General features: G+C 38.9%; 19 protein-coding genes. 9 read left to right on the forward strand and 10 right to left on the reverse strand.

All coding sequences use genetic code 11. The annotated features are described in order from the left end of the window. Positions 1-789 (reverse strand): DUF432 domain-containing protein, encoded by a 789-nt coding sequence (locus ACUNWD_RS16590; protein WP_445588963.1) that lies wholly within the window; start codon positions 787-789, stop codon positions 1-3. 214 nt (positions 790-1003) lie between these two features. Between ACUNWD_RS16590 and ACUNWD_RS16595 the strand changes: the two genes are divergently transcribed. The 3 genes from ACUNWD_RS16595 (at position 1004) to ACUNWD_RS16605 (ending at position 5953) form a co-directional block, all read left to right on the forward strand. Then, on the forward strand, positions 1004-2236 hold the full coding sequence (locus tag ACUNWD_RS16595; RefSeq protein ID WP_445588964.1) for a S8 family peptidase: 1233 nt from the start codon (positions 1004-1006) through the stop codon (positions 2234-2236). A gap of 157 nt (positions 2237-2393) precedes the next feature. Further along, the gene (locus ACUNWD_RS16600; RefSeq protein WP_445588965.1) at positions 2394-3575 is read left to right on the forward strand and encodes a DUF362 domain-containing protein; all 1182 of its coding nucleotides are present in this window, start codon (positions 2394-2396) and stop codon (positions 3573-3575) included. A 266-nt stretch (positions 3576-3841) separates the two neighbouring features. Continuing rightward, positions 3842-5953, forward strand: coding sequence for a M3 family metallopeptidase (locus tag ACUNWD_RS16605; protein WP_445588966.1), 2112 nt, complete (start codon positions 3842-3844; stop codon positions 5951-5953). Positions 5954-5987: 34 nt separating this feature from the next. Here the strand turns inward: ACUNWD_RS16605 and ACUNWD_RS16610 are convergent, their stop codons facing one another. The 5 genes from ACUNWD_RS16610 to ACUNWD_RS16630 all read right to left on the reverse strand — a co-directional run bounded on the left by ACUNWD_RS16610 (position 5988) and on the right by ACUNWD_RS16630 (position 10823). Then, positions 5988-6374 carry a DUF302 domain-containing protein gene (locus ACUNWD_RS16610; RefSeq protein WP_445588967.1) on the reverse strand — a complete coding sequence of 129 codons (387 nt, stop codon included), beginning with the start codon at positions 6372-6374 and terminating at the stop codon, positions 5988-5990. A gap of 93 nt (positions 6375-6467) precedes the next feature. Beyond that, positions 6468-7832: an alanine/glycine:cation symporter family protein gene (locus ACUNWD_RS16615; protein ID WP_445588968.1), complete on the reverse strand. Its 1365-nt coding sequence runs from the start codon at positions 7830-7832 to the stop codon at positions 6468-6470. A 24-nt stretch (positions 7833-7856) separates the two neighbouring features. Continuing rightward, positions 7857-8903, reverse strand: coding sequence for an NAD(P)/FAD-dependent oxidoreductase (locus ACUNWD_RS16620; RefSeq protein WP_445588969.1), 1047 nt, complete (start codon positions 8901-8903; stop codon positions 7857-7859). Between the two features lie 72 nt (positions 8904-8975). Further along, positions 8976-9812, reverse strand: a complete 837-nt coding sequence (locus ACUNWD_RS16625; protein WP_445588970.1) for an endonuclease/exonuclease/phosphatase family protein — start codon at positions 9810-9812, stop codon at positions 8976-8978. A 21-nt stretch (positions 9813-9833) separates the two neighbouring features. Beyond that, the gene (locus tag ACUNWD_RS16630) at positions 9834-10823 is read right to left on the reverse strand and encodes an alpha/beta hydrolase (protein ID WP_445588971.1); all 990 of its coding nucleotides are present in this window, start codon (positions 10821-10823) and stop codon (positions 9834-9836) included. Positions 10824-11203: 380 nt separating this feature from the next. Between ACUNWD_RS16630 and ACUNWD_RS16635 the strand changes: the two genes are divergently transcribed. Continuing rightward, the gene (locus ACUNWD_RS16635) at positions 11204-11908 is read left to right on the forward strand and encodes a hypothetical protein (RefSeq protein ID WP_445588972.1); all 705 of its coding nucleotides are present in this window, start codon (positions 11204-11206) and stop codon (positions 11906-11908) included. Between the two features lie 57 nt (positions 11909-11965). On the opposite strand, the gene ACUNWD_RS16640 is transcribed toward ACUNWD_RS16635, so the two are convergent. After that, positions 11966-12499 carry a DUF4494 domain-containing protein gene (locus ACUNWD_RS16640; protein WP_445588973.1) on the reverse strand — a complete coding sequence of 178 codons (534 nt, stop codon included), beginning with the start codon at positions 12497-12499 and terminating at the stop codon, positions 11966-11968. A 322-nt stretch (positions 12500-12821) separates the two neighbouring features. Between ACUNWD_RS16640 and ACUNWD_RS16645 the strand changes: the two genes are divergently transcribed. The 5 genes from ACUNWD_RS16645 (at position 12822) to ACUNWD_RS16665 (ending at position 17113) form a co-directional block, all read left to right on the forward strand. After that, positions 12822-13946, forward strand: a complete 1125-nt coding sequence (locus ACUNWD_RS16645) for a Re/Si-specific NAD(P)(+) transhydrogenase subunit alpha (protein ID WP_445588974.1) — start codon at positions 12822-12824, stop codon at positions 13944-13946. A 5-nt stretch (positions 13947-13951) separates the two neighbouring features. After that, positions 13952-14266 (forward strand): NAD(P) transhydrogenase subunit alpha, encoded by a 315-nt coding sequence (locus ACUNWD_RS16650; RefSeq protein ID WP_445588975.1) that lies wholly within the window; start codon positions 13952-13954, stop codon positions 14264-14266. Positions 14267-14272: 6 nt separating this feature from the next. After that, positions 14273-15718, forward strand: coding sequence for an NAD(P)(+) transhydrogenase (Re/Si-specific) subunit beta (locus ACUNWD_RS16655; RefSeq protein ID WP_445588976.1), 1446 nt, complete (start codon positions 14273-14275; stop codon positions 15716-15718). Between the two features lie 420 nt (positions 15719-16138). Then, positions 16139-16687, forward strand: a complete 549-nt coding sequence (locus ACUNWD_RS16660; RefSeq protein WP_445588977.1) for a hypothetical protein — start codon at positions 16139-16141, stop codon at positions 16685-16687. Positions 16688-16924: 237 nt separating this feature from the next. Continuing rightward, positions 16925-17113 carry a hypothetical protein gene (locus tag ACUNWD_RS16665; protein WP_445588978.1) on the forward strand — a complete coding sequence of 63 codons (189 nt, stop codon included), beginning with the start codon at positions 16925-16927 and terminating at the stop codon, positions 17111-17113. A gap of 50 nt (positions 17114-17163) precedes the next feature. Here ACUNWD_RS16665 and ACUNWD_RS16670 read toward each other — a convergent pair whose 3' ends face one another. The 3 genes from ACUNWD_RS16670 to moaC form a co-directional block, all read right to left on the reverse strand. Then, a complete protein-coding gene (locus ACUNWD_RS16670; protein ID WP_445588979.1) occupies positions 17164-18075 on the reverse strand; it encodes a nuclear transport factor 2 family protein in 912 nt (303 codons plus the stop codon). A 208-nt stretch (positions 18076-18283) separates the two neighbouring features. Continuing rightward, a complete protein-coding gene (locus ACUNWD_RS16675; protein ID WP_445588980.1) occupies positions 18284-19219 on the reverse strand; it encodes a molybdenum cofactor synthesis domain-containing protein in 936 nt (311 codons plus the stop codon). Between the two features lie 11 nt (positions 19220-19230). Beyond that, on the reverse strand, positions 19231-19683 hold the full coding sequence (gene moaC / locus ACUNWD_RS16680; RefSeq protein WP_445588981.1) for a cyclic pyranopterin monophosphate synthase MoaC: 453 nt from the start codon (positions 19681-19683) through the stop codon (positions 19231-19233). Between the last annotated feature and the right edge of the window lie 69 nt (positions 19684-19752).

Genomic DNA, 19752 nt, shown 5'->3' on the forward strand with positions numbered 1-19752 from the left:
TTACTGTGTAAAGTGTTTAATGAAATGAAAGCTTTTCCCTAAAATATTTTTTGAACCGGCATTTCTTGCATGCGCAATCAGAACCGGATTTTCCCCGTGAATATTCTTTTCTGTTGAGTATAAAATATTGCTTATTTGGTCGGGACCTTTAAAATCAATGGAGACCAGGTTGGTAATTAGTTGATTCGATTTTCTATAGATATTTAGACTTTCAACATGTACAAGGAAGCGCTGCAATTCCAACGGAACATTCGAATTGTTATTAATTTTCACAGGACAAATAGCTTCAAAAGCAGTTGTCTTGGTAGAATCAAGTTGTAAAGAATAAAAGTCCCCAATGGCAAAAGCTACTTCACCATTATCAGCTTCACCAAACCAGGTATCAGATAGTCGAACCAATTCGTGTTCAGCCATCAGGTGATCAGAATCTGCCTGACTATAGTAAAGTTGTACGTTGCACGGTACTTTTAAAAATAACCTGATAGATTGCTTTGGACTGATTTTTATTTGGCTCTTCGTTTTAAAAACAATCGGTTTTACCGGTAGGGCTGGTAGTAAATGAATTTGTTCAGAGCGTCCGGTTTGAAAAACATTGCATTTTTCATCCTCTGGAAAATCTGAAATAGAATCGAATTTGATGGAAGAATTCATTTCATTCTTTTGAATCTCTGTAATTTTCCATCCATTACTAATTCGTTTAATCGAAAACAAACAACATCCTCCGGAAAATTGAAAGGAATTTCCCGCTTTACATTCGAATTTGCCCCAAACTGTTTTTTGTTTTTCCATTCATCAATAAACTTAGTTATAAACAAAAATAACGTAATTTTCATTCATATGTTGAATGAATATTCCTTGTTAAGGTATTGTTTCAAATAAATCTGAGTACCTTTTTTAGTATAAAAGAAGATCAATCAGCTGTAGCATTATAAATAAGACTCTAATTAGAACTTAACTGGAATAGTTTCGTTATTAAGAATAAATCTTAATAAAAACTTTAGCTATGAAAAAGAAATATATACTGTGGAAAAGTGTGGCAGCTTTAATTATCGCAGTTTTTTCTGTGAGTTCATGCCAGTCACCGGTGATGGAAGAGGAAACTTTCGAGTCTGATTTGGTGTTAAAATCTGCCTCAATTGGAAAAGTGTCATACATCGTACAGTTGAAGGATGAACTCGCTATTCAGTCGTTAAGGGGGCTTAAAGATTATCAATCGAAAAATAAAGAAATTAAAGGGTTGGCGCTGGGTTTATTGAAAAGGAATAACTTGGATGCCGAACTTGGCTATTTTTATTCCAATTCGATTATCGGTTTTTCAGTGAAGCTGCCACCCGGGCAGGCAAAGAAATTATTAGCTGACCAATCGGTAAAGTCCATTCATGAAGATAAAATAATTAGACTGGCACCACCACCAAAAAAGGAAAAACCAGGAAATGGAAATACAACCGATCCTGCACCAGTAACTTCAGCACAGGAAACGCCCTGGGGAATAACCCGGGTTGGAGGAGCAAGTGATGGAATAGGTAAGCGGGCCTGGATTATTGATACAGGTATTGATCTGGACCATGAAGATTTGAACGTAGATGCAAGTTTGGGCTTTTCAGCCTTTTCAAAAGGGAAAGATGCTTCGTTTGATGATGGTAATGGACATGGTTCGCATGTGTCTGGGACAATAGCAGCCAAAGATAATAATTTAGGAGTTGTTGGTGTTGCTGCAGGAGCGACGGTCGTTCCGGTGAAAGTACTAAGTTCTCGAGGTAGTGGGAGTTATTCTGGTGTAATTGCTGGTGTTGACTGGGTTGCTGCTCATGGTTCAAATGGTGATGTGGCTAATATGAGCCTTGGTGGACCTCCCTATAGTGATTTGGATGATGCTGTGGTTAATGCAAGCAACAATAGCGGAGTGATTTTCGTGTTGGCTGCTGGAAACGAGTCTGATGATGCCAATAATCATTCTCCGGCAAGGACAAATGGACCCAAAGTTTACACGGTTTCTGCAATGGATAGTTCTGATGATTATGCATATTTCTCTAATTATGGAAATCCACCGATTGATTTTTGCGCGCCCGGAGTTAGTGTTAAATCAACATATAAAGATGGAGGATACCGTACTTTAAGCGGAACTTCAATGGCAGCTCCACACGTGGCAGGAATCGCTTTATTGGGAACTGTCTCAACTTCTGGAACTGTTAATGGTGATCCAGATAACAATCCGGATCCTATTGCTCATCAATAGTATTTTGTAAACGCGACACATAAATTAGTTTTCTTAAATCCCGAAAACCTCTTACGTAAATGTGAGAGGTTTTTTGTGCGATTTAAAACTTCTTTGAGTATGCTTTCAGATCGTAATTTATATTGCGTCAAAACTTGAGGATTGATATCTTCGCCGCATGATTTCGAAACCAATTGTAAGTATTGCAGGCAAGGAAGGACCTTTTCTAAATGTTATTAACGCACTGAAGCAGTTAGATTTATCTCCTTTAAAAGACAAGCGCATTTTAATTAAACCAAACGTTGGACGTATTGCGCCACCTGAATCGGGGTACAATACCCATCCGGAGGCGGTTGCTGCCATTATTGAAACCTTGAATGAAATTGGTGTTGAAACCATTGCCATTGGTGAAAGTCCCATTGTTGGGGTTGATGTTTTTGAAGCTTTTAAACGAGCTGGTTTTACCGAAATGGCAGCTCGTTATGGAGTTGAATTGATTGATTTTAATTCGAAACCTCCCATTGTAAAGAACATTCCTCATCCAAGAATTTTAACGGAGACCAAAGTTTGTCAGCAGGTATATGATTTTGATGTGTTGATATCGGTGCCTGTAACCAAAACCCATATGCATACCGGTGTTACGCTTGGTATTAAAAATTTGAAAGGTTGTTTGTACCGTCATGAGAAAGTACGTTACCATCAATTGGAGTATTTGAAAAAGGTATATCCGGAGAAAACACTGGACTCTGCTATTTCTGATTTGGCATCCATATTAACACCGGATATGACTGTGGTTGACGGTTTTCTTGGAATGGAAGGATTAGGGCCGTCGGGAGGTAATCCTGTTAATTCAAACTTTGCAATTGCTTCGTTTGATCCGATGGGGGCTGATGTGATGGCTTGTCGGTTAATGGGATACGATGCCGAAGAAGTTCCTCATTTGAAGATTATTTCTGAGCGGAACAAAATGCCCATTAAGGTGGAAGATTATGAGGTTCTTCCTGCCAATTATGACGAGTATATTACTCAATACCAAAAGCCACCAACAAAAATATCCGTGGAGTTTCCGGGAATCGAAGTTCAGGATGTGGATTCATGCAGTTCGTGCCTGTCAACCTTAATGATGTTTTTAAAACGTTTTGGGGAAGATATGAGCCAATATGCATTGTGTGATGGCAAATTCCATATTGCCATTGGAAAAGGCATTGAAAAAGCGATGGACGGATCTGTATTTGTTGGCAATTGTACCCGGCATATGAAAGACAAAGGAATCTATGTAAAAGGATGTCCACCCGTACCTACCCGTATTTATGAAGCCATTGTTCATCACGAACCTGATAAGAACGAGGAGCCAATTTAATGCTAAGCGGATTCCCATCCGACTAATCGTATTTACTGAAAACTGTTTGGTTGAATTCATGTTATCAGTACCCTAATTGCGAATTATTCTGCATATAAATTTCATTAAGGAATAAACATCTATTGCAAATTTTTATAGGACAGTAGGGGGAATAGGTATATCTACAGGCAGATGTTTTATGCTAAAATCCTAACTTCCATCATAAAAAGACAATTCGGTTATTGTTATTTTTATCACGCAATTTTAAATACTGAAAATCAACTATAATGAAGAAACGAAATCCTATTTTTGTTCTTTTGCTAATGGCGCTGGTTGCCTGTAATATTACAAAAGAAACAAAGCAAGCTATGGAAAATCCATTTTTTGAGACGTATAACACACCGTTCCAGGTCCCACCTTTTGATGAGATTAAGTTGGAACACTATCTTCCGGCAATAGAAGAAGGGATAAAACAACATGATGCAGAAATCAATGCTATTGTTGAAAACGGAGATAAACCAACCTTTGAGAATACGATATTAGCCTTTGACCAATCTGGGAAAATGTTGGATCGAGTTGATAATGTGTTTAGTAATTTGAATTCTGCCAATACCAATGCGGATATGCAGGAGTTGGCTCGTGAGATTTCGCCTATGATCACGGCTCATGAGGATAATATCATGTTAAACAAAGGATTATTTGAGCGGGTAAAAGCCGTTTACGAACAACGTGCTGATCTTGGGTTGGATCATGAACAACTTCGGTTGGTTGAAAAATTCTATAAAGATTTTGAACGAAATGGAGCCAATTTGGATGAAGCCGGACAAGAAAAGCTGCGAGCTCTGAATCAGCAACTTTCAACGTTGCGTTTGCAATTTGGTGAAAATTTACTGGCAGAAACCAACAAGAATTTTCGATTGGTGATTGATAAGGAAGACGATTTAGCTGGCCTTCCAGACGGAGCGATTGCTGCCGCCGCTGATGAAGCAAAAAAAGCGGATTTGGAAGGAAAGTGGGTTTTCACTCTGCAAAAGCCTAGTATGATTCCTTTTCTGCAGTACGCGAAGAATCGTGATTTGAGAGAGAAAATATATCGCGGTTATTTCATGCGTGGGAATAACAATAACGACAATGATAACAAAGATATCCTGGCAAATATGGTTGAGTTGCGTCAGGAAAAGGCAGAACTGCTGGGCTTTAAGAACCATGCGGCATATATCATCGACAATAACATGGCGAAAACCCCGGAGAATGTATATGATTTCCTTTATAAACTATGGGAGCCTGCTTTACAACGATCTAAAATGGAGCGTGATGAAATGCAGGCAATCATTGACCGGGAAGGTGGTAAATTTGAATTGGCATCCTGGGACTGGTGGTACTATGCAGAGAAACTTCGTAAAGAAAAGTACAACCTTGATGAAGAAGAAATTCGTCCGTATTTTAGTTTGGATAACGTTCGAAATGGCGTGTTTTATGTAGCTACTAAGTTATATGGAATTCAGTTCGAAAGACGTGATGATATTCCCGTCTATCATCCTGAAGTTGAGGTATGGGAAGTTAAGGAAGCCGATGGCTCACATGTTGGAGTTTTGTATATGGATTTTCATCCTCGTGATGGAAAACGGGTAGGCGCATGGAATACTGGGTTCCGCGATCAGGAATATGAAGATGGCAAAAAAGTACAGCATCCAATTACGTCTATTGTTTGCAACTTTACAAGACCAAGTGGTGATTCACCGGCTTTATTAACATTTGATGAGGTTTCTACACTTTTCCACGAGTTTGGTCATGCGTTGCATGGATTGTTTACGGATGGGCCTTATCGCCGTACAGCAGGAAATGTACCACGCGACTTTGTTGAGCTTCCATCACAAATTATGGAAAACTGGGCTGCAGAGCCTGAAGTAATGAAAATATATGCCAAACATTATAAATCTGGTGAAGTAATACCTGATGAGTTGGTTGATAAGATTGTAAAAAGTGGACATTTCAATCAGGGATTTGCGACCGTTGAGTATTTGGCTGCTTCGGTCCTGGATATGGATTGGCACTCAAAAGAGTTTAATGGCGATGTATTGGCGTTTGAAAAAACATCAATGGACCGAATTGGATTGATTGATGAAATCATTCCTCGCTACCGAAGTACGTATTTCGCACATATTTTCTCCGGTGGGTACTCGGCGGGTTACTATGTTTATATATGGGCCGGCGTTTTGGATTCCGATGCTTTTGCTGCATTCAAGGAATCGGGAGATATTTTCAATCCTGAATTGGCTGCTAAATTCAGAATTTTGCTGGCAAAATCTGGTTCCGATGAAGGAATGAACGTATATAGGGCGTTCCGTGGGAAAGATCCATCGCCAGAATATTTATTAATGAAAAGAGGCTTGAAATAAGAATAGAAAACCCCGGAATTTCCGGGGTTCTTTTTTATAAAGCGGCGATTACTCGTTCCAATTTCTTTTTAACTTCTCCTGCTAATTCTTCAACTCCATCACTTTCAATTGCTTTCATCGAAGCTATTGGGTCAATTGCTGCAACCTCTGTTTTTCCTTCTTCCAATTCCTGCACAATAACATTACATGGGAGCATGGTTCCAATTTTATCTTCTTTTTGCAGGGCTTTATAAGCAAGAGGTGGATTACAAGCACCCAAAATCCGATATTTTCTGAAATCAACATCCAGTTTCTCTTTTAGCTTGGAGTGAATATCAATTTCTGAAAGCACACCGAAACCTTCTGTGCTTAATGCTTCTTTAGTTTTTGTAATGGCTGTTTCAAAATCTGCATTCAGTGTTTTTGCAATGTAGTACTTCATAATAGTTGATTTTTAAGATTATAGAGTTATTAAGATAACAACCATTTCGCAAAACGAGTTGTGAAAAAATGAGAATTTATTCTGGAATTTCTATTATTTCTTTTTGTCGTTCAATGATTTGAAATATACTTGAGCGGCTTTTTTAACTTTCCCGGAAAGTAGCAAGGCACTGATCATCGTGGGAAAAGCCATAAACGCAAAGGCAAAATCAAAAAAGCTTACTACGACACGAAGCTGTGATACTGCACCGATAACAACCAGTATAACTACAAAATAGAGGTAATAATGTTGGCGATGGGCTCCTGCTACGAAGCTTAAACATTTACTTCCGTAATAAGGGAATGAAAACATGGTTGAAAGTGCAAAAAAAGTCACACAAACAATTAAAATGTAGTGCCCAAAGACCGGAATTGCTTTATCGAAAGCATTTGCCGTAAGGGTAATTCCATCGGCATCCGTATTTTTCCAAACACCTGTTACAAGAATTGCCAGGGCTGTCATGGTGCAAATGATTATGGTATCAATGATTGGTCCAAGCATGGCAACCAACCCTTCACGTATTGGCTCGTTCGTTTTTGCAGCTCCATGAGCCATGGGAGCTGTTCCCATTCCCGCTTCGTTGGAGAATGCTGCACGTCTGACTCCTGTAATGATAATTGCGCCAAGCGAACCTCCTAGAACAGACTGAGCGGTAAAGGCATCTGTGAAGATTAATTTGAAAGCTGGAATAATTTCACTTGAATTTGAAAACAGGATAAAGAGGACAGAGATGATATAAATAACTGCCATAAATGGAACCATCTTTCCGGTCACTTTCCCAAGACGTTTTACTCCTCCTATTATAACCAGTCCAACGATAAAAGCAATTACTATCCCAATAATTAAATCACCAGTGAAATTCCCGGAAAATCCGTTGGGAACTAAAATGGAATCCCGTATAATTTGAGTGAGCTGATTGGATTGAAATAATGGTAGCACTCCGATCATTGCGACGATGGAAAAGAAATAAGCCATGGGTTTCCACTTTTTCCCGAGACCTTCAGTGATTACATACATGGGGCCTCCTTGTATTTGCCCTGCGCTGTCTCGTCCACGGTACATGACCGCCAGTGAACAGGTGAAGAATTTGGTGGAAACTCCTAGTAATGCAGAAATCCACATCCAGAAAATTGCTCCCGGTCCTCCCATGGTGATGGCAACTGCAACACCACTGACGTTTCCCATTCCGATGGTTCCGGCAAGTGCGGTCGATAAAGCCTGATAATGTCTTAATTGGCCTTCCTCGTTTGGATCATCATATTTACCCCTGAGAATCTGAATTGCATGCCCAATGTATTTGATCGGGGCCAAACGGGAAAGAAGTAGAAAATACAGCCCACCACCCAAAAGCAAAATAAGCAATGGTGTTCCCCAGATAAGGTTAGATAAATATATAATGGTTTCTCCAATTTGTTTCATGTGTGTCAAGGAATGGTGCTTTGACTAGTAATATCGATTAATGTCAGCTTTCGGATGAATGGGTGTCCCGTGGCACAAATTATCGGCCAATTGCCTGGCAAAATACGGTGCCAACATCGTCCCCTTTGAGCCCAAGCCATTAAAAATACCGAGCTGCTCATGTTGGGGATGAATGCCAACAATTGGTCTCCGATCATGCGAAGTTGGCCGAATGCCAGTTTGATGATCAATGATTGTATACTCATCTGTGAATATTGCTGCCAGTTTTCTTTGAAGTTCAATTCGTGCCTGTTTCGAAATTTTTTCTGAAGTGTCCTTCCAATTGTAAGTAGCTCCAAGCCTATAAATTCCATCGCCCTCGGGCATTAGAAACATGGCTTTGTTCAAAATGAAATTAGACCGATAACTTTTAGGTTTTATGCGCAGAACTTCCCCTTTGGTATGACGAAAATTTAATTGGGTGAAAAATGGATTTTCCGATTCCCTGTGACCATCACAGAAAATGATTTTCCTGGCTTTAATTCCATTGTAACTTACTTTTTCATTCTCTAAAACCAATTTTTGGTAGTCAATTTTTTCTGAACGGAGTTGACTTTTAGTTTTAAACTCCTGCTTTAATTTGGCAATCAATTTGCTCAAATTAACTCTTCCACTTTTTACCACTTCTCCAATTCCATGAGGTGAACGTATGAATGCATGTGGAAAAAAGTCAATTCCAACACGGATGTATTCGTGGAGTTGATTTTCAACTGTTTTGCTTTTCCAGAAATCAGCTTCACCTTCACCCAGAATTTTTTTGATGGCTAAAGGATAAAAGAACTGCGTTTTGAATTGATTCTCAAGCCGTGTATAAGTGTCGATTAATATTGGGTATAGTTCATCGATCAGCCAGCTTTTCGTCATTCTTCTAAACACTACTGGATTAACTAGACCTGCAGCAACTTCTGAAGCTTTTGCTTGATTGGGATCATCAAAAATGATAAACGTTTTACCTCGATTTGCCAGTTCCCAGGCTAATAAAGTACCAGCGAGACCTTGACCACTTATGATAAAATCTACTTCCATTTTCATTATGACAAAAGGAATTAGAAAATGTTCAGCCATTGCTTCGCAATGCCGAAGCGAAAGTTGTTCAGATTATTATTAACGCAAAGTAGCCTCTACCAAAACTGGAAGATGATCAGATGGATAGCGATTGTTCTTGGAGTCAGTTAGCACGCCATATTCCAGAACAGATGATTTGCCCTGTACAAAAATATAGTCAATTCGTTGATCCAGCGGACTGTTAAAATCAAAACCATTGAAAGTACCTTCCGGGCCATAAGCTGGGCTAAGTGTGGACTTTTTAGAATCGAAGAAAGCTTTCTCAATTCGTGCAATCGGTTTTGTTTCTGGCGTTAAATTGAAGTCTCCCATCAGGAAAACCGGAAATCCTTTTTCATTTAGCGTTTCAATTTGATATAGGATCAAACGTGCAGATTCATCTCTTGCAAGTTCTCCAATATGATCAAAATGTGTGTTGAATACCCAAAAAGAATGGTGCTTGTCATAGTCTTCAAGCAATACATAGGTGCAGATTCGGGGTAGGGCAGCATCCCAGCTTTTACTTGGAACGTTTGGTGAAGTGGAGAGCCAAAACCAACCATGTGATTTCAGTTGATATTTTCGTGAATTGTAGAAGATTGGTGAATATTCACCTGCAGCTTTCCCATTATCGCGGCCTACACCCACGCGGTCGAAGCTCGGCATTTGATCTTCAATGTATGTGACCTGGTTATACAGAGCTTCCTGCAATCCAAAAACATCAACCTGGTGAAATTTGAGTAATGCGACTACATCTTCTTTTCTATTGTTCCAGTTATTTTCGCCATCCATCGGGTTATCATAGCGGATGTTATAAGTAATCAACCTGACATTTTGGGTGGTACCATTTTCTATGAGCAGGTTTGTTAGCATAAGAATGATTAGTAATTTTTTCACAGGTTGAATATTTGGTTATTTCTAATTTGAAGTCTCAATTTCTGGTATTTCTTCTATTTCGTCACAAAAGTTAAATTCCGGATATTCGCAAGAATGCTCTCCCGGAACAATAGTATGTATTTGATCTTTACTTCCGTTTAATACAAACTGGGAACAGAATTCCATAATTTCATCGAAGTAGTGATCCATTGGGTAGCCAGCAAGCCCGTGGTCTCCTCCACATGTGGAGTGCAGCCAATAAGGTTTGCCAAGTTGGCGAAGTCTTTCGGCAATCGCATAGGAACCGTTCAAAATTAAATAACCATCATCTCCCTCGGTGCAGTAATGATGAGGAGCACTTCCATAGGGAACCAGATTATCACAAGTCCCGTGAAAAAACATAGACGGAATGGCCGATTCGTCATAAATTTTTAAAAGGTTTGGGATGGCACCTGCCATGGCAACAACTCCTGCATAAGCAACCGGGCCAGAGTCCAATCCGTAGCAATAAGGTGGTTCGTATGCCGCATTAAGAACCATTTCGGCACCAGCACTACTTCCAGAGACAATTATTTTTTGAGGATCAATTCCCAAAGCTTCTCGTTGCTGAATTAGAAAGTAGGTTGCATCCTGCAAATCTTCCACAGCAGCATCAAACGTTTTTAATTTCTCATAGCTTGGGCAATCACAGCTGAACCCTGAAGGTTTTCCTTTTCGTGTTAAGCGGTAGCTAATAGAAACAGCCACATATCCACGCATTGCTATCTTCTTACAAAATGCTTGGATACCTTTGTCATTTCTGTTACCTCCGGAAAAACCTCCACCGTGTGCATATAAATAAACAGGTCTGGAGAATTCTGAATCAAACGCTGGTGTGTAGATGTCCAACTTTAACTCGTGGCTATCTTTTTGTGCGTATATATAAGTTTCAACGAGAACTGAATCAGTGATTTCCTCGAGGTATCTTTCTTGAGCAAAACTAATTGTTGATATTGCTAGTAATAGAATGCTTGCTATAATAATATTTTTCATTCTGTGAATTTTCGGGTTCTGGTTATTAAATCAGACCATAAAATTAGTAAAAATCAACGTTGTTGACGGGATTATGGATTTAAACTTATATACATATAATAATCGACTAGCATTGTTTGCATAAATTATTGACAGGTACTATTGTATTTCCCCCTAAAGAGCAAACATCAGTTGGCAGATTAGTAGCTTTTGTCCATTTTTTAGTAGTGTTGTGATTAAATAAGCATATGTTTGGAATGTGATTGCTGTGTTTAATTGATAAATGATTATGTATTTTACAACATGATTTTGAAAATAAGGATATTAGACATTTTTATTCCACTCTATATGTCGTAACTTTTTATTCATCTTCAAGTTTATAAAATTCAAAATCAGCTCCTATGGAAACCAAAAAATCGTGTTCAACGGCTAATGCAACTATTTTAGCTTGCCAAAAAATTGCACAAACTTTTTATGAAAACATTTTCGAATTATCATTGGTGCGCGAAGATTGGAATGTTGATTTTGCCAGCAATCTTCATGCCCGAATCATTGCGGCAAAAGCAACTCATCTGCTTTCCGAGTCTTTTTGTTCGCACACCAGTAAGCAACAACATGTTCACGAGATCATGTTTGCTTCGTTAAAAGATGTAAGCGTGGTTCGGGCGTTAGTTCGGGTCGATTTTAAAGAGGATAAGAAATTTCAAAAAACAGTATTTGAGAAATTGGGCTACAATACCTATTTCAGCGATGCAAAAAACGGAGATACGCATAGTCTTTATATGTTGCTGCAAGCGTTTAAAAAGAATTTGTCGCAAGAAATCATTAATAAACTAATTGGTAGTTCAATTTCAGAAATGCTGATTGACCGAATTTGTAGTTATGCTGATCAAATAAAAGAGTTTCAATCTTGTTTTGATCTGATCAATCATTCAACTCTATTAACAAAAGAGGGAAAGAAGGAAGTTCAGGAGATATTTACGATTATAAAAGACATTTGCAGGGTGGCAACTGCCTATTACATGTTTGATCCACTTAAAAGAGATCAGTTTTGTTTTTTCAGGGTGATGATTAATCTACGAAAACCAACACCAATATTAAATTAAAATAGAAAATCCCGGGAGTAAGAACCCCGGGATTTTTGTATATAGATAGAATTGCAATTATTCTTCTACGGGTTGACCTTCTTCTTTCTCTTCTTCTTCAACTTGTGGTTCATCTTCCGGCTCAATTCTTTTTAAATGAGGAGGAAGTTCTTCTTGTGCGTCATCCTTGAAATAAGGGAAAACATCAACGATGGTACTCAATGCCATTGCCGTTGTGTGATAGGGTACTAAAATATAAGACAAGCCTTCTTCCAAACGGGTGAAAGCTTCTTTAAAGTCATCAGCAGCAACCAGGAAGTAGTTATTGATTTTCTTTTCCTTGCCAGCTTTTTCGTCAATCGTTACGATGCTGATTTTTGCTTTGTACCAAAATTCTCCATTATCATGTGGGTAGATTTCAATGATATTCGATTTTTTGATATTATCGATATGGAACTCCCCACGAATCATTTGCTGCATCTGTTCAATAATGCGTGCTTCAGCATCGGTAAACGAAACGGCATCTACCAGGTAAACTTCTCCAACTTTACGTTCGCGACCATCCTGATCGACTTTTACATATTTTACTTTGACCTCAAACCAGGTTTGCATAGTTCTATTTTTAAGTGAAGTGCAAAGATATTTTCTTCTGTGAGCTTGGACATATTTTTTAGAATTAGTTTTCCACAATTTATTGAAAGTAGACCATCTTTGTTGAAATCCAGAAGGGGTGTGAAAAATCATTGTATTTAAGTAATTTATTGAAAAACAATTTGTTTTATGATTTATAGGAGCTTCAAAACATTCTTTACAACACGTCCGTGTGCGTTAACAGTGTTTTTTTTTTCTAAGACCATTAAAGTATTTATCTTCGCCAAAACAAAAATGGATTGGTCCATATGATACAAATTCATCAATCTAAATATTACATCCTATGATTATTGGACTTCTAAAGGAAGAGCTTCCCGAGAGACGGGCTGCACTTTTACCGGAGCATGTCAAACACCTGGTAGATAAAAAAGTCGAGGTGTTGATTGAAAAAGGAGCCGGTGAAGCAGCTTTTGCAACGGATGAAAGCTATACCCAGGCCGGGGCGCAGGCGATACCGCGAGAGCAGGTGCTGCAAAAGGCCGACTTGTTGGTTCAAATTTCCGAACCAGACGAAAAATTACTTGGACAGCTAAAAGCAGAACAAGTATGGTTAAGTGAGTACAAACCTTTGTGGAACAAAGAGCTGGTGAAGAAATTTCAGGAAAAAGGAATTACCAGTTTCAGTATGGATTCCATTCCGCGTACAACCCGTGCACAGGCAATGGACGTACTTTCATCAATGGCAACAGTTGCTGGTTATAAAGCCGTGTTGGATGCAGCTTCGCATTTACCAACCTTTTTCCCCATGTTTATGACTGCTGCTGGTACTATTCGTCCGGCAAATGTTTTGGTTTTGGGTGCAGGTGTAGCCGGATTGCAAGCGATTGCCATTGCCCGTAAATTGGGTGCGCAGGTGGAAGCTTTTGATGTTCGCTCTGCAGTTAAAGAAGAAGTAATGAGCTTGGGTGCTCGCTTTGTAGAAGTAGAAGGTGCCAAAGAAGATGCTGCTGCCGGTGGTTATGCTGTTGAGCAAACCGAAGAATATAAAAAGAAACAGCAGGAAGCGATTAATGCACATGCTGCAAAATCGAATGTTGTAATTTGTACTGCACAAATTCCTGGAAGAAAAGCTCCTCTGCTAATTTCAAAAGAAGTAGTTGCCAGCATGCAGGATGGATCAGTCATTATTGATCTGGCTTCATCAACTGGTGGTAACTGTGAATTGAGCGAAGACAATAAAACGGTTGTGAAAGAAGGTGTGACTATTATTGGTCAATCTAATTATCCTGCTCAAATGCCTAAAGATGCCAGCAAAATGTTTGGCAAAAACGTAATCAATTTCCTTGAGTTGATGATTGCTGAAGATGGAAGCCTGAACCTTAATTTTGAGGATGATATCGTCAAAGGTACTTGTATAACCCATCAGGGAGAGGTGTTGAATGAACGTGTTAAATCTGTAATCGAATAAGCATCATGGAACAAATACTTCAGTTTTTCTTTACGTATAAAGAAGCCATATTTATCATTGCCCTGTCTATTTTTCTGGGCATTGAAGTTATATCCAATGTACCTTCCGTTTTACATACTCCGCTAATGTCTGGTGCGAATGCGATTAGTGGTGTTATTATTATCGGTGGAATAATCCTGGTTGGACATGCTGATGCCTCACGCATTTCACTCGAAATGATTCTTGGAGTTTTAGCTGTCATCTTTGGGACCCTCAATGTAGTCGGTGGTTTTGTGGTTACTGACCGCATGCTCGAAATGTTTAAAAAGAAGAAAAAATAGGAGGACATGATGGATAAAGTTATTGGAACATTAAACGGAATGCCCTTCACAATGGGGGAAACCTTGTTAGAGCTCAGCTACCTAATAGCAGCTTTACTTTTTGTTTATGGATTGAAATTATTGAGCCATCCGGAAACTGCACGCCGTGGTAATTTCTTAGCCGGCGGTGGTATGGTATTAGGAATGATTACAACGTTGTTATTGCATAAGAATGATGCAGGAGGCGGTATTCCTATGGCTAATGTGTGGATCATTCTTGCCGCAATTGGTGTGGGATCTGCTGTGGGTTGGATCATTGCCCGCAAAATTAAGATGACCGCCATGCCACAGTTGGTTTCATTTTACAATGCAACTGGTGGTGCTGCCTCTATGTTGGTTGCTTTACTCGAGTTCCCAAATGCTGACATGAGCAACTGGGGATCGGTTTTGGTGACATTACTTGGGATGATCATTGGTGCGGTGGCATTTAGTGGAAGTATGATTGCATACGGTAAATTGGATGGTAAAGTGGGGGATATTCGGTCAGGAATGGCGAAATATGTCAACTTGTTGCTAATGACCGGAACTTTTGGATTGGCTGTTTATATGATGCTTTCAGGTCATACACCTGAAGAACTGAGTTGGGCAATTTATTTATTAATGGCACTATCACTATTGTACGGGGTTATGTTTGTAATGCCGATTGGTGGTGCGGATATGCCAGTTGTTATTTCATTGCTAAACAGTTTTACGGGTATTGCTGCTGCGATGGCTGGTTTCATTTATCACAACCAGGCAATGATTTTGGGTGGTATCTTAGTAGGTGCTGCCGGAACAATATTGACCGTGCTGATGTGTAAAGCAATGAACCGTTCATTACTTAATGTGATTATTGGTGCTTTCGGCGGTGGTGGTGCTGCGGCCGGAGATGGTGACCAAGGGGTGATGAAAGAAATCAACCTGAGTGATGCCTCAATCTTGTTGAGCTATTCACAAAGCGTCGTAATTGTTCCCGGTTATGGATTAGCGGTTGCACAGGCACAGCATGTTTGCCACGAACTGGATACCTTGCTTTCTTCAAAAGGAGTTAATGTGCGTTATGCCATTCACCCGGTTGCCGGACGTATGCCTGGCCATATGAATGTGTTGTTGGCTGAGGCTGATGTTCCTTACAACCAGTTGGTTGAAATGGAAACAATCAATCCGGATATGCCAAATACCGATGTTGTGGTTGTAATTGGAGCAAACGATGTGGTAAACCCTGCAGCGATTACCGATCCTTCAAGCCCGATTGCCGGAATGCCAATCATTAAGGCTTTCGAAGCGAAAAACATCATCGTTATGAAACGTGGTCGTGGTAAAGGTTATGCCGGAATTGAAAACGAATTGTTCTTTGGTGAGAAAACACGTTTGTTGTTCGGAAATGCTAAAGACAGCCTGCAAAATTTGGTTAACGAGATTAAGAGTTTATAAAAGATTTGCGAGATGCGAGTCTTGACTAAGGAGTAATAAATATCACTATATATAAATGGCATCTTTCATTTTGAAGGATGCCATTTTTTTGTTTGGCCTCGACTGCCTGTCAGAGTCTCAAAGGCATTAATAAAAACTGCCCTTGCAATAAATTTTGCTATCCGCTTAGCCGGTAATCGGCTTAGTGGATAATCAACAGATACATAAAAAATGGTTAAGTTTAATTTGTTAACTTGTAAACTTAATTTCTGAACCGGATAAATTCTCCAAAGCAGACATTGAAATTAAGATAATAAGGACAATGTACGATTTCAAAAAGACATCGTAAACTATGTAAACTTCATCTTGAGTTGTATATAAATGAAATTGATTGTAACAATAATAACTTCACTTCTATGTTTAAATTCTTTTTGTCAGAGCATGGATGATACTTCTTTGATTCTCGACAACAAGACATTCGTATTGACCCAAGAGCAACCAGGAGAATCCCAATATTTAATTGTCAAAGATTTGAAGAACCGTGTTTTAGATGAGATTGTGTTGGAAAAAGAATATGACCCTTATAAATTCGGAGCAACGAGTTTAGGGAAACGAAATGTCGCTATAATTGCGGGACGTCATCAATTTTTCGTTCTTGATTGCAATTCAAATCAAATTATCAAAAAATTCAAGGCTACTAAACGAGGATATGCTCAAGACGGACAAAGTGGAGTTTTTTGTGCATATAAATTTATCGATAATAGTAAATACTTGTTGGCAAACGCACTTGACTTTGGCCTTTTTTGCTATGATATTAAGAATTTGAATAACATTAAGACTGTTCATTTTTACAAATCAGATTCAATATATTTCAAAGGAAAATACTACTTCCTTGACTTGGATCAGGACGATTACTATAACATGCTACTTGCTTCTTGTGGTAATTATAAAACAGAAATAAAATCTGAAATTTTATTTAAAGATATTTAGCTTCAACAAGACAAAAACGTGATAGATCGAATTGTACAGAACAGATATTTAATTTTTAATCAGGTAAGCGGAGATTCCAATAATTCCGAATTAATTGTTGATATGGAATCTGGAACAATATTGAGCACAAAAAAGCAAATATTACCTGATTAGCCGTTTTTCGGCTTAGCGGATGATTGATAGTTATATAATAATCGATTAAAAGAAATAAACTATGATTCAAATCAAATCACTAAAATGATGAAAGTATTATTAAGTATTTCTTCATCTTTAATTTTACAGGGAGCACTTTTCAGACTTCAACATTACCCGTATGGCATTCAAATTTTATGGGTTGGGATCGTTTCCAGCCTAGCTTTAAGTTATTTTGAAGTAGCGCGACTTCGAAAAATTGTAAATGCATTGGAAAGCAAAAACCAAGAATGAAAAGGCAGCTATACAATATAACTGCCTTGAGATATAGCGAGGCTTAGGCTTTATTTTTCAAAATGGTTGGTGCTGTAATAGACAAATGAGTTGGTTATTTTACCGTCTTCATCGAAATAGTGAGTCGCCATCATAGGGATTTGGATTTTTTCTTCGTTTTCCCATCTTGTTAACACCCACCACGAATAGACCGACCAAATATCTCCTTCTTCATAGTGAATGCAATCGGGATATCCGTTTTGTTCCAGCTTAAATTTTACATCCCCGGAAACGAATTTGGTCACTTCCTCTTTCATTTCTTCCAGTCCCAATGACTTTCCAACAGGCATGGTTGTGTTCATAAAGCGGGCTTTTTCGGTAAAGTAACTTGCCCACGCTTCAACATCCTTTTTGTAGTAAATATCGTTCATCATTTTGCGAACAGTGGAAATTAATGGATGATTGATATACACATCACCATTTCGCCTGGTTGTTTGACTGTTCTGAATTTCTTCAAAAATGTTGTTGTTAAAGTAGGAGTGCATGAAGTTAATTTTTCCATCATCATTAAAACGATAAAGGTTGTGCATCTGTAGATCCACAATGATGCCTGTTTTGATGTGGGTAGCTGTAATTCTTAGCCAGTCCTGAACCCAAAGTCCGCCCTCCTTGTACTCTAAAGCATCGGGAGATGCAGGTTTGTCATCTTTGATTTCGAGGTTTTCAAATTCCTTGTTCCACCATTCAAAGGTACCGTTCAGACGTTCGTTTGGGATCTTATTATAATCCCCATTGGCTCCGCGCATAAGCGAGTCAGCAAAAAAACTTAAATATGTATCCTTATCCCCCTTTACAAAAGCATTCCACATATTTTTTGTTTTTTCAATGGTGTTGTGTTCCGAATAAATTGTCCCGTTTTTAGTTTGGGAGAAAGTAATAGAGGTCAGGAAGGCCAGCGTTAGAAAGATTGTAAGTTTTTTCATAACTGTAGTTTTTTAGTTTTCTCAAAATGAGCATAAATAACCAGTGGTTATTGGAGAGAGAAAAGGAGCCTAAATAAGTTACGAAAAAGCAAAACGATATAAAATGATTAATTTACAGTCTTCAATGATCAAAAGGCTACAAATATCAAGTACTTGTAAGTATGTCGAAGGAAGTGATTCCTTAGCAGTTAAAAGGTGATAGCTATTTTTAGTGGCTATCAATTCCATAAATCATATAGAGGGAGTGTTCGATTGTTGGGAGGATTTCGTTGCAATATTCGGTAACTGCTTTCACGCTGCCGGGGAGGGTGTAAATGAGTGTTTGATTTTTCAATCCTGCAATTCCCCGGCTTAATAAAGCAGCTGGTTTTTCCATCCCGTATTTTACACGAATTAACTCCATGATTCCCGGGATTTCTTTGTCAAGCAGTGGTTTTACTGTTTCCGGGGCAAGGTCACGAGGGCCAATTCCAGTGCTGCCTGTGGTAATAATGACATCCACTTGTTCGGCTGTTGCCTTTTCAATAAGAGCTTTCAGGTGTTCGCCATCATCAGCAATTAGAATCTGCTCAAATTCAACAGGGCGTTTAATATTATCGAAATGTTTTTTTGCCAGGTTTTTGATTTGAGGGCCACTTTTATCAGCATATTCCCCACGGCTTGCCCGATCGCTTAATGTAATAATCATCACCTTGATTATTCGGGGGTGATAGATGAGTGAGTCGCCACTTTTCAGTCTCCCATGTTTAACGACTCGTGCAAAAATGCCTTCTTTGGGCATCACGCAGTTCCCTACTTCTCGAAAAATACTGCAATTATCACCGTGGCATTTTTTACCAATCTGGGTAACTTCCAGCTCAATATGGTCGCCAATAAAACGGTCAAGCGGTTTGGTTTCGTGAAGCAGCAGCCCTTCAGTTGTGATATTTTCAGCAAACTCTCCAAATTTGATTTTTCTGCCTGCCTCTTCAGAGAATTTCTCAATGCTTTCGTTCGCTAATAAGCTGACCTGACGGTGCCAGTTTCCCGAATGGGCATCACCCACCACACCAATTTCAGTGAGATCAATTTGATCAACAGGCTTTTTTATCGTTCCCTTTTTCTCAGAGACATTAACAGAAAGTACACTGACTTTAGCATTCATACACTTCGCTTTTAAAGGTCGTTTTTAGTTTTGTTGATTAACCGGATGTTCTCCATTACCATTGTTTTATCAACAGCTTTACACATGTCGTAAATGGTTAGCAAGGCCACTTGCACTCCGGTAAGTGCTTCCATTTCCACCCCGGTTTGCCCAATGCATTTTGAGGTGCAGATAGCCAAAACTCCATCATCTTTTAACTCGCAATTGACGCTTACTTTGGTTAACTGCAATTGATGACAGAGAGGAATGAGTTCGCTGGTTTTTTTAGCTGCTTGTATTCCTGCGATTTCGGCAACAGTTAAAACGTCGCCTTTTTTTATTTGGTTTTCGCGAATCAGCTGGATGGTATCAGTGTTGAGACGAATAAAACCTTCGGCAGTTGCGGTTCTTTGTTGAGTTGTTTTACTTCCAACATCCACCATTTTTGCACTTCCTGAATCATCAATATGTGTTAGCTTTTTCATCTTATATAGTTCCAAATTTTATTCAATAATTCAATCCTTCAGTAATTCCGTCAATCAATTCTTCCGTCA

The organism is Sunxiuqinia sp. A32 (assembly GCF_052690465.1).

What these genes read in the sequence shown, in the direction of transcription:
- ACUNWD_RS16655 (WP_445588976.1), top strand. Translation starts at nt 14,273, where the DNA reads ATGATGGATAAAGTTATTGGAACATTAAACGGAATGCCCTTCACAATG.
- ACUNWD_RS16615 (WP_445588968.1), bottom strand. Translation starts at nt 7,832, where the DNA reads ATGAAACAAATTGGAGAAACCATTATATATTTATCTAACCTTATCTGG.
- ACUNWD_RS16635 (WP_445588972.1), top strand. Translation starts at nt 11,204, where the DNA reads ATGGAAACCAAAAAATCGTGTTCAACGGCTAATGCAACTATTTTAGCT.
- ACUNWD_RS16670 (WP_445588979.1), bottom strand. Translation starts at nt 18,075, where the DNA reads ATGAAAAAACTTACAATCTTTCTAACGCTGGCCTTCCTGACCTCTATT.
- ACUNWD_RS16630 (WP_445588971.1), bottom strand. Translation starts at nt 10,823, where the DNA reads ATGAAAAATATTATTATAGCAAGCATTCTATTACTAGCAATATCAACA.
- ACUNWD_RS16610 (WP_445588967.1), bottom strand. Translation starts at nt 6,374, where the DNA reads ATGAAGTACTACATTGCAAAAACACTGAATGCAGATTTTGAAACAGCC.
- ACUNWD_RS16665 (WP_445588978.1), top strand. Translation starts at nt 16,925, where the DNA reads ATGATGAAAGTATTATTAAGTATTTCTTCATCTTTAATTTTACAGGGA.
- ACUNWD_RS16650 (WP_445588975.1), top strand. Translation starts at nt 13,952, where the DNA reads ATGGAACAAATACTTCAGTTTTTCTTTACGTATAAAGAAGCCATATTT.
- ACUNWD_RS16605 (WP_445588966.1), top strand. Translation starts at nt 3,842, where the DNA reads ATGAAGAAACGAAATCCTATTTTTGTTCTTTTGCTAATGGCGCTGGTT.
- ACUNWD_RS16640 (WP_445588973.1), bottom strand. Translation starts at nt 12,499, where the DNA reads ATGCAAACCTGGTTTGAGGTCAAAGTAAAATATGTAAAAGTCGATCAG.
- moaC (WP_445588981.1), bottom strand. Translation starts at nt 19,683, where the DNA reads ATGAAAAAGCTAACACATATTGATGATTCAGGAAGTGCAAAAATGGTG.
- ACUNWD_RS16645 (WP_445588974.1), top strand. Translation starts at nt 12,822, where the DNA reads ATGATTATTGGACTTCTAAAGGAAGAGCTTCCCGAGAGACGGGCTGCA.
- ACUNWD_RS16620 (WP_445588969.1), bottom strand. Translation starts at nt 8,903, where the DNA reads ATGAAAATGGAAGTAGATTTTATCATAAGTGGTCAAGGTCTCGCTGGT.
- ACUNWD_RS16675 (WP_445588980.1), bottom strand. Translation starts at nt 19,219, where the DNA reads ATGAATGCTAAAGTCAGTGTACTTTCTGTTAATGTCTCTGAGAAAAAG.
- ACUNWD_RS16600 (WP_445588965.1), top strand. Translation starts at nt 2,394, where the DNA reads ATGATTTCGAAACCAATTGTAAGTATTGCAGGCAAGGAAGGACCTTTT.
- ACUNWD_RS16590 (WP_445588963.1), bottom strand. Translation starts at nt 789, where the DNA reads ATGGAAAAACAAAAAACAGTTTGGGGCAAATTCGAATGTAAAGCGGGA.
- ACUNWD_RS16595 (WP_445588964.1), top strand. Translation starts at nt 1,004, where the DNA reads ATGAAAAAGAAATATATACTGTGGAAAAGTGTGGCAGCTTTAATTATC.
- ACUNWD_RS16660 (WP_445588977.1), top strand. Translation starts at nt 16,139, where the DNA reads ATGGATGATACTTCTTTGATTCTCGACAACAAGACATTCGTATTGACC.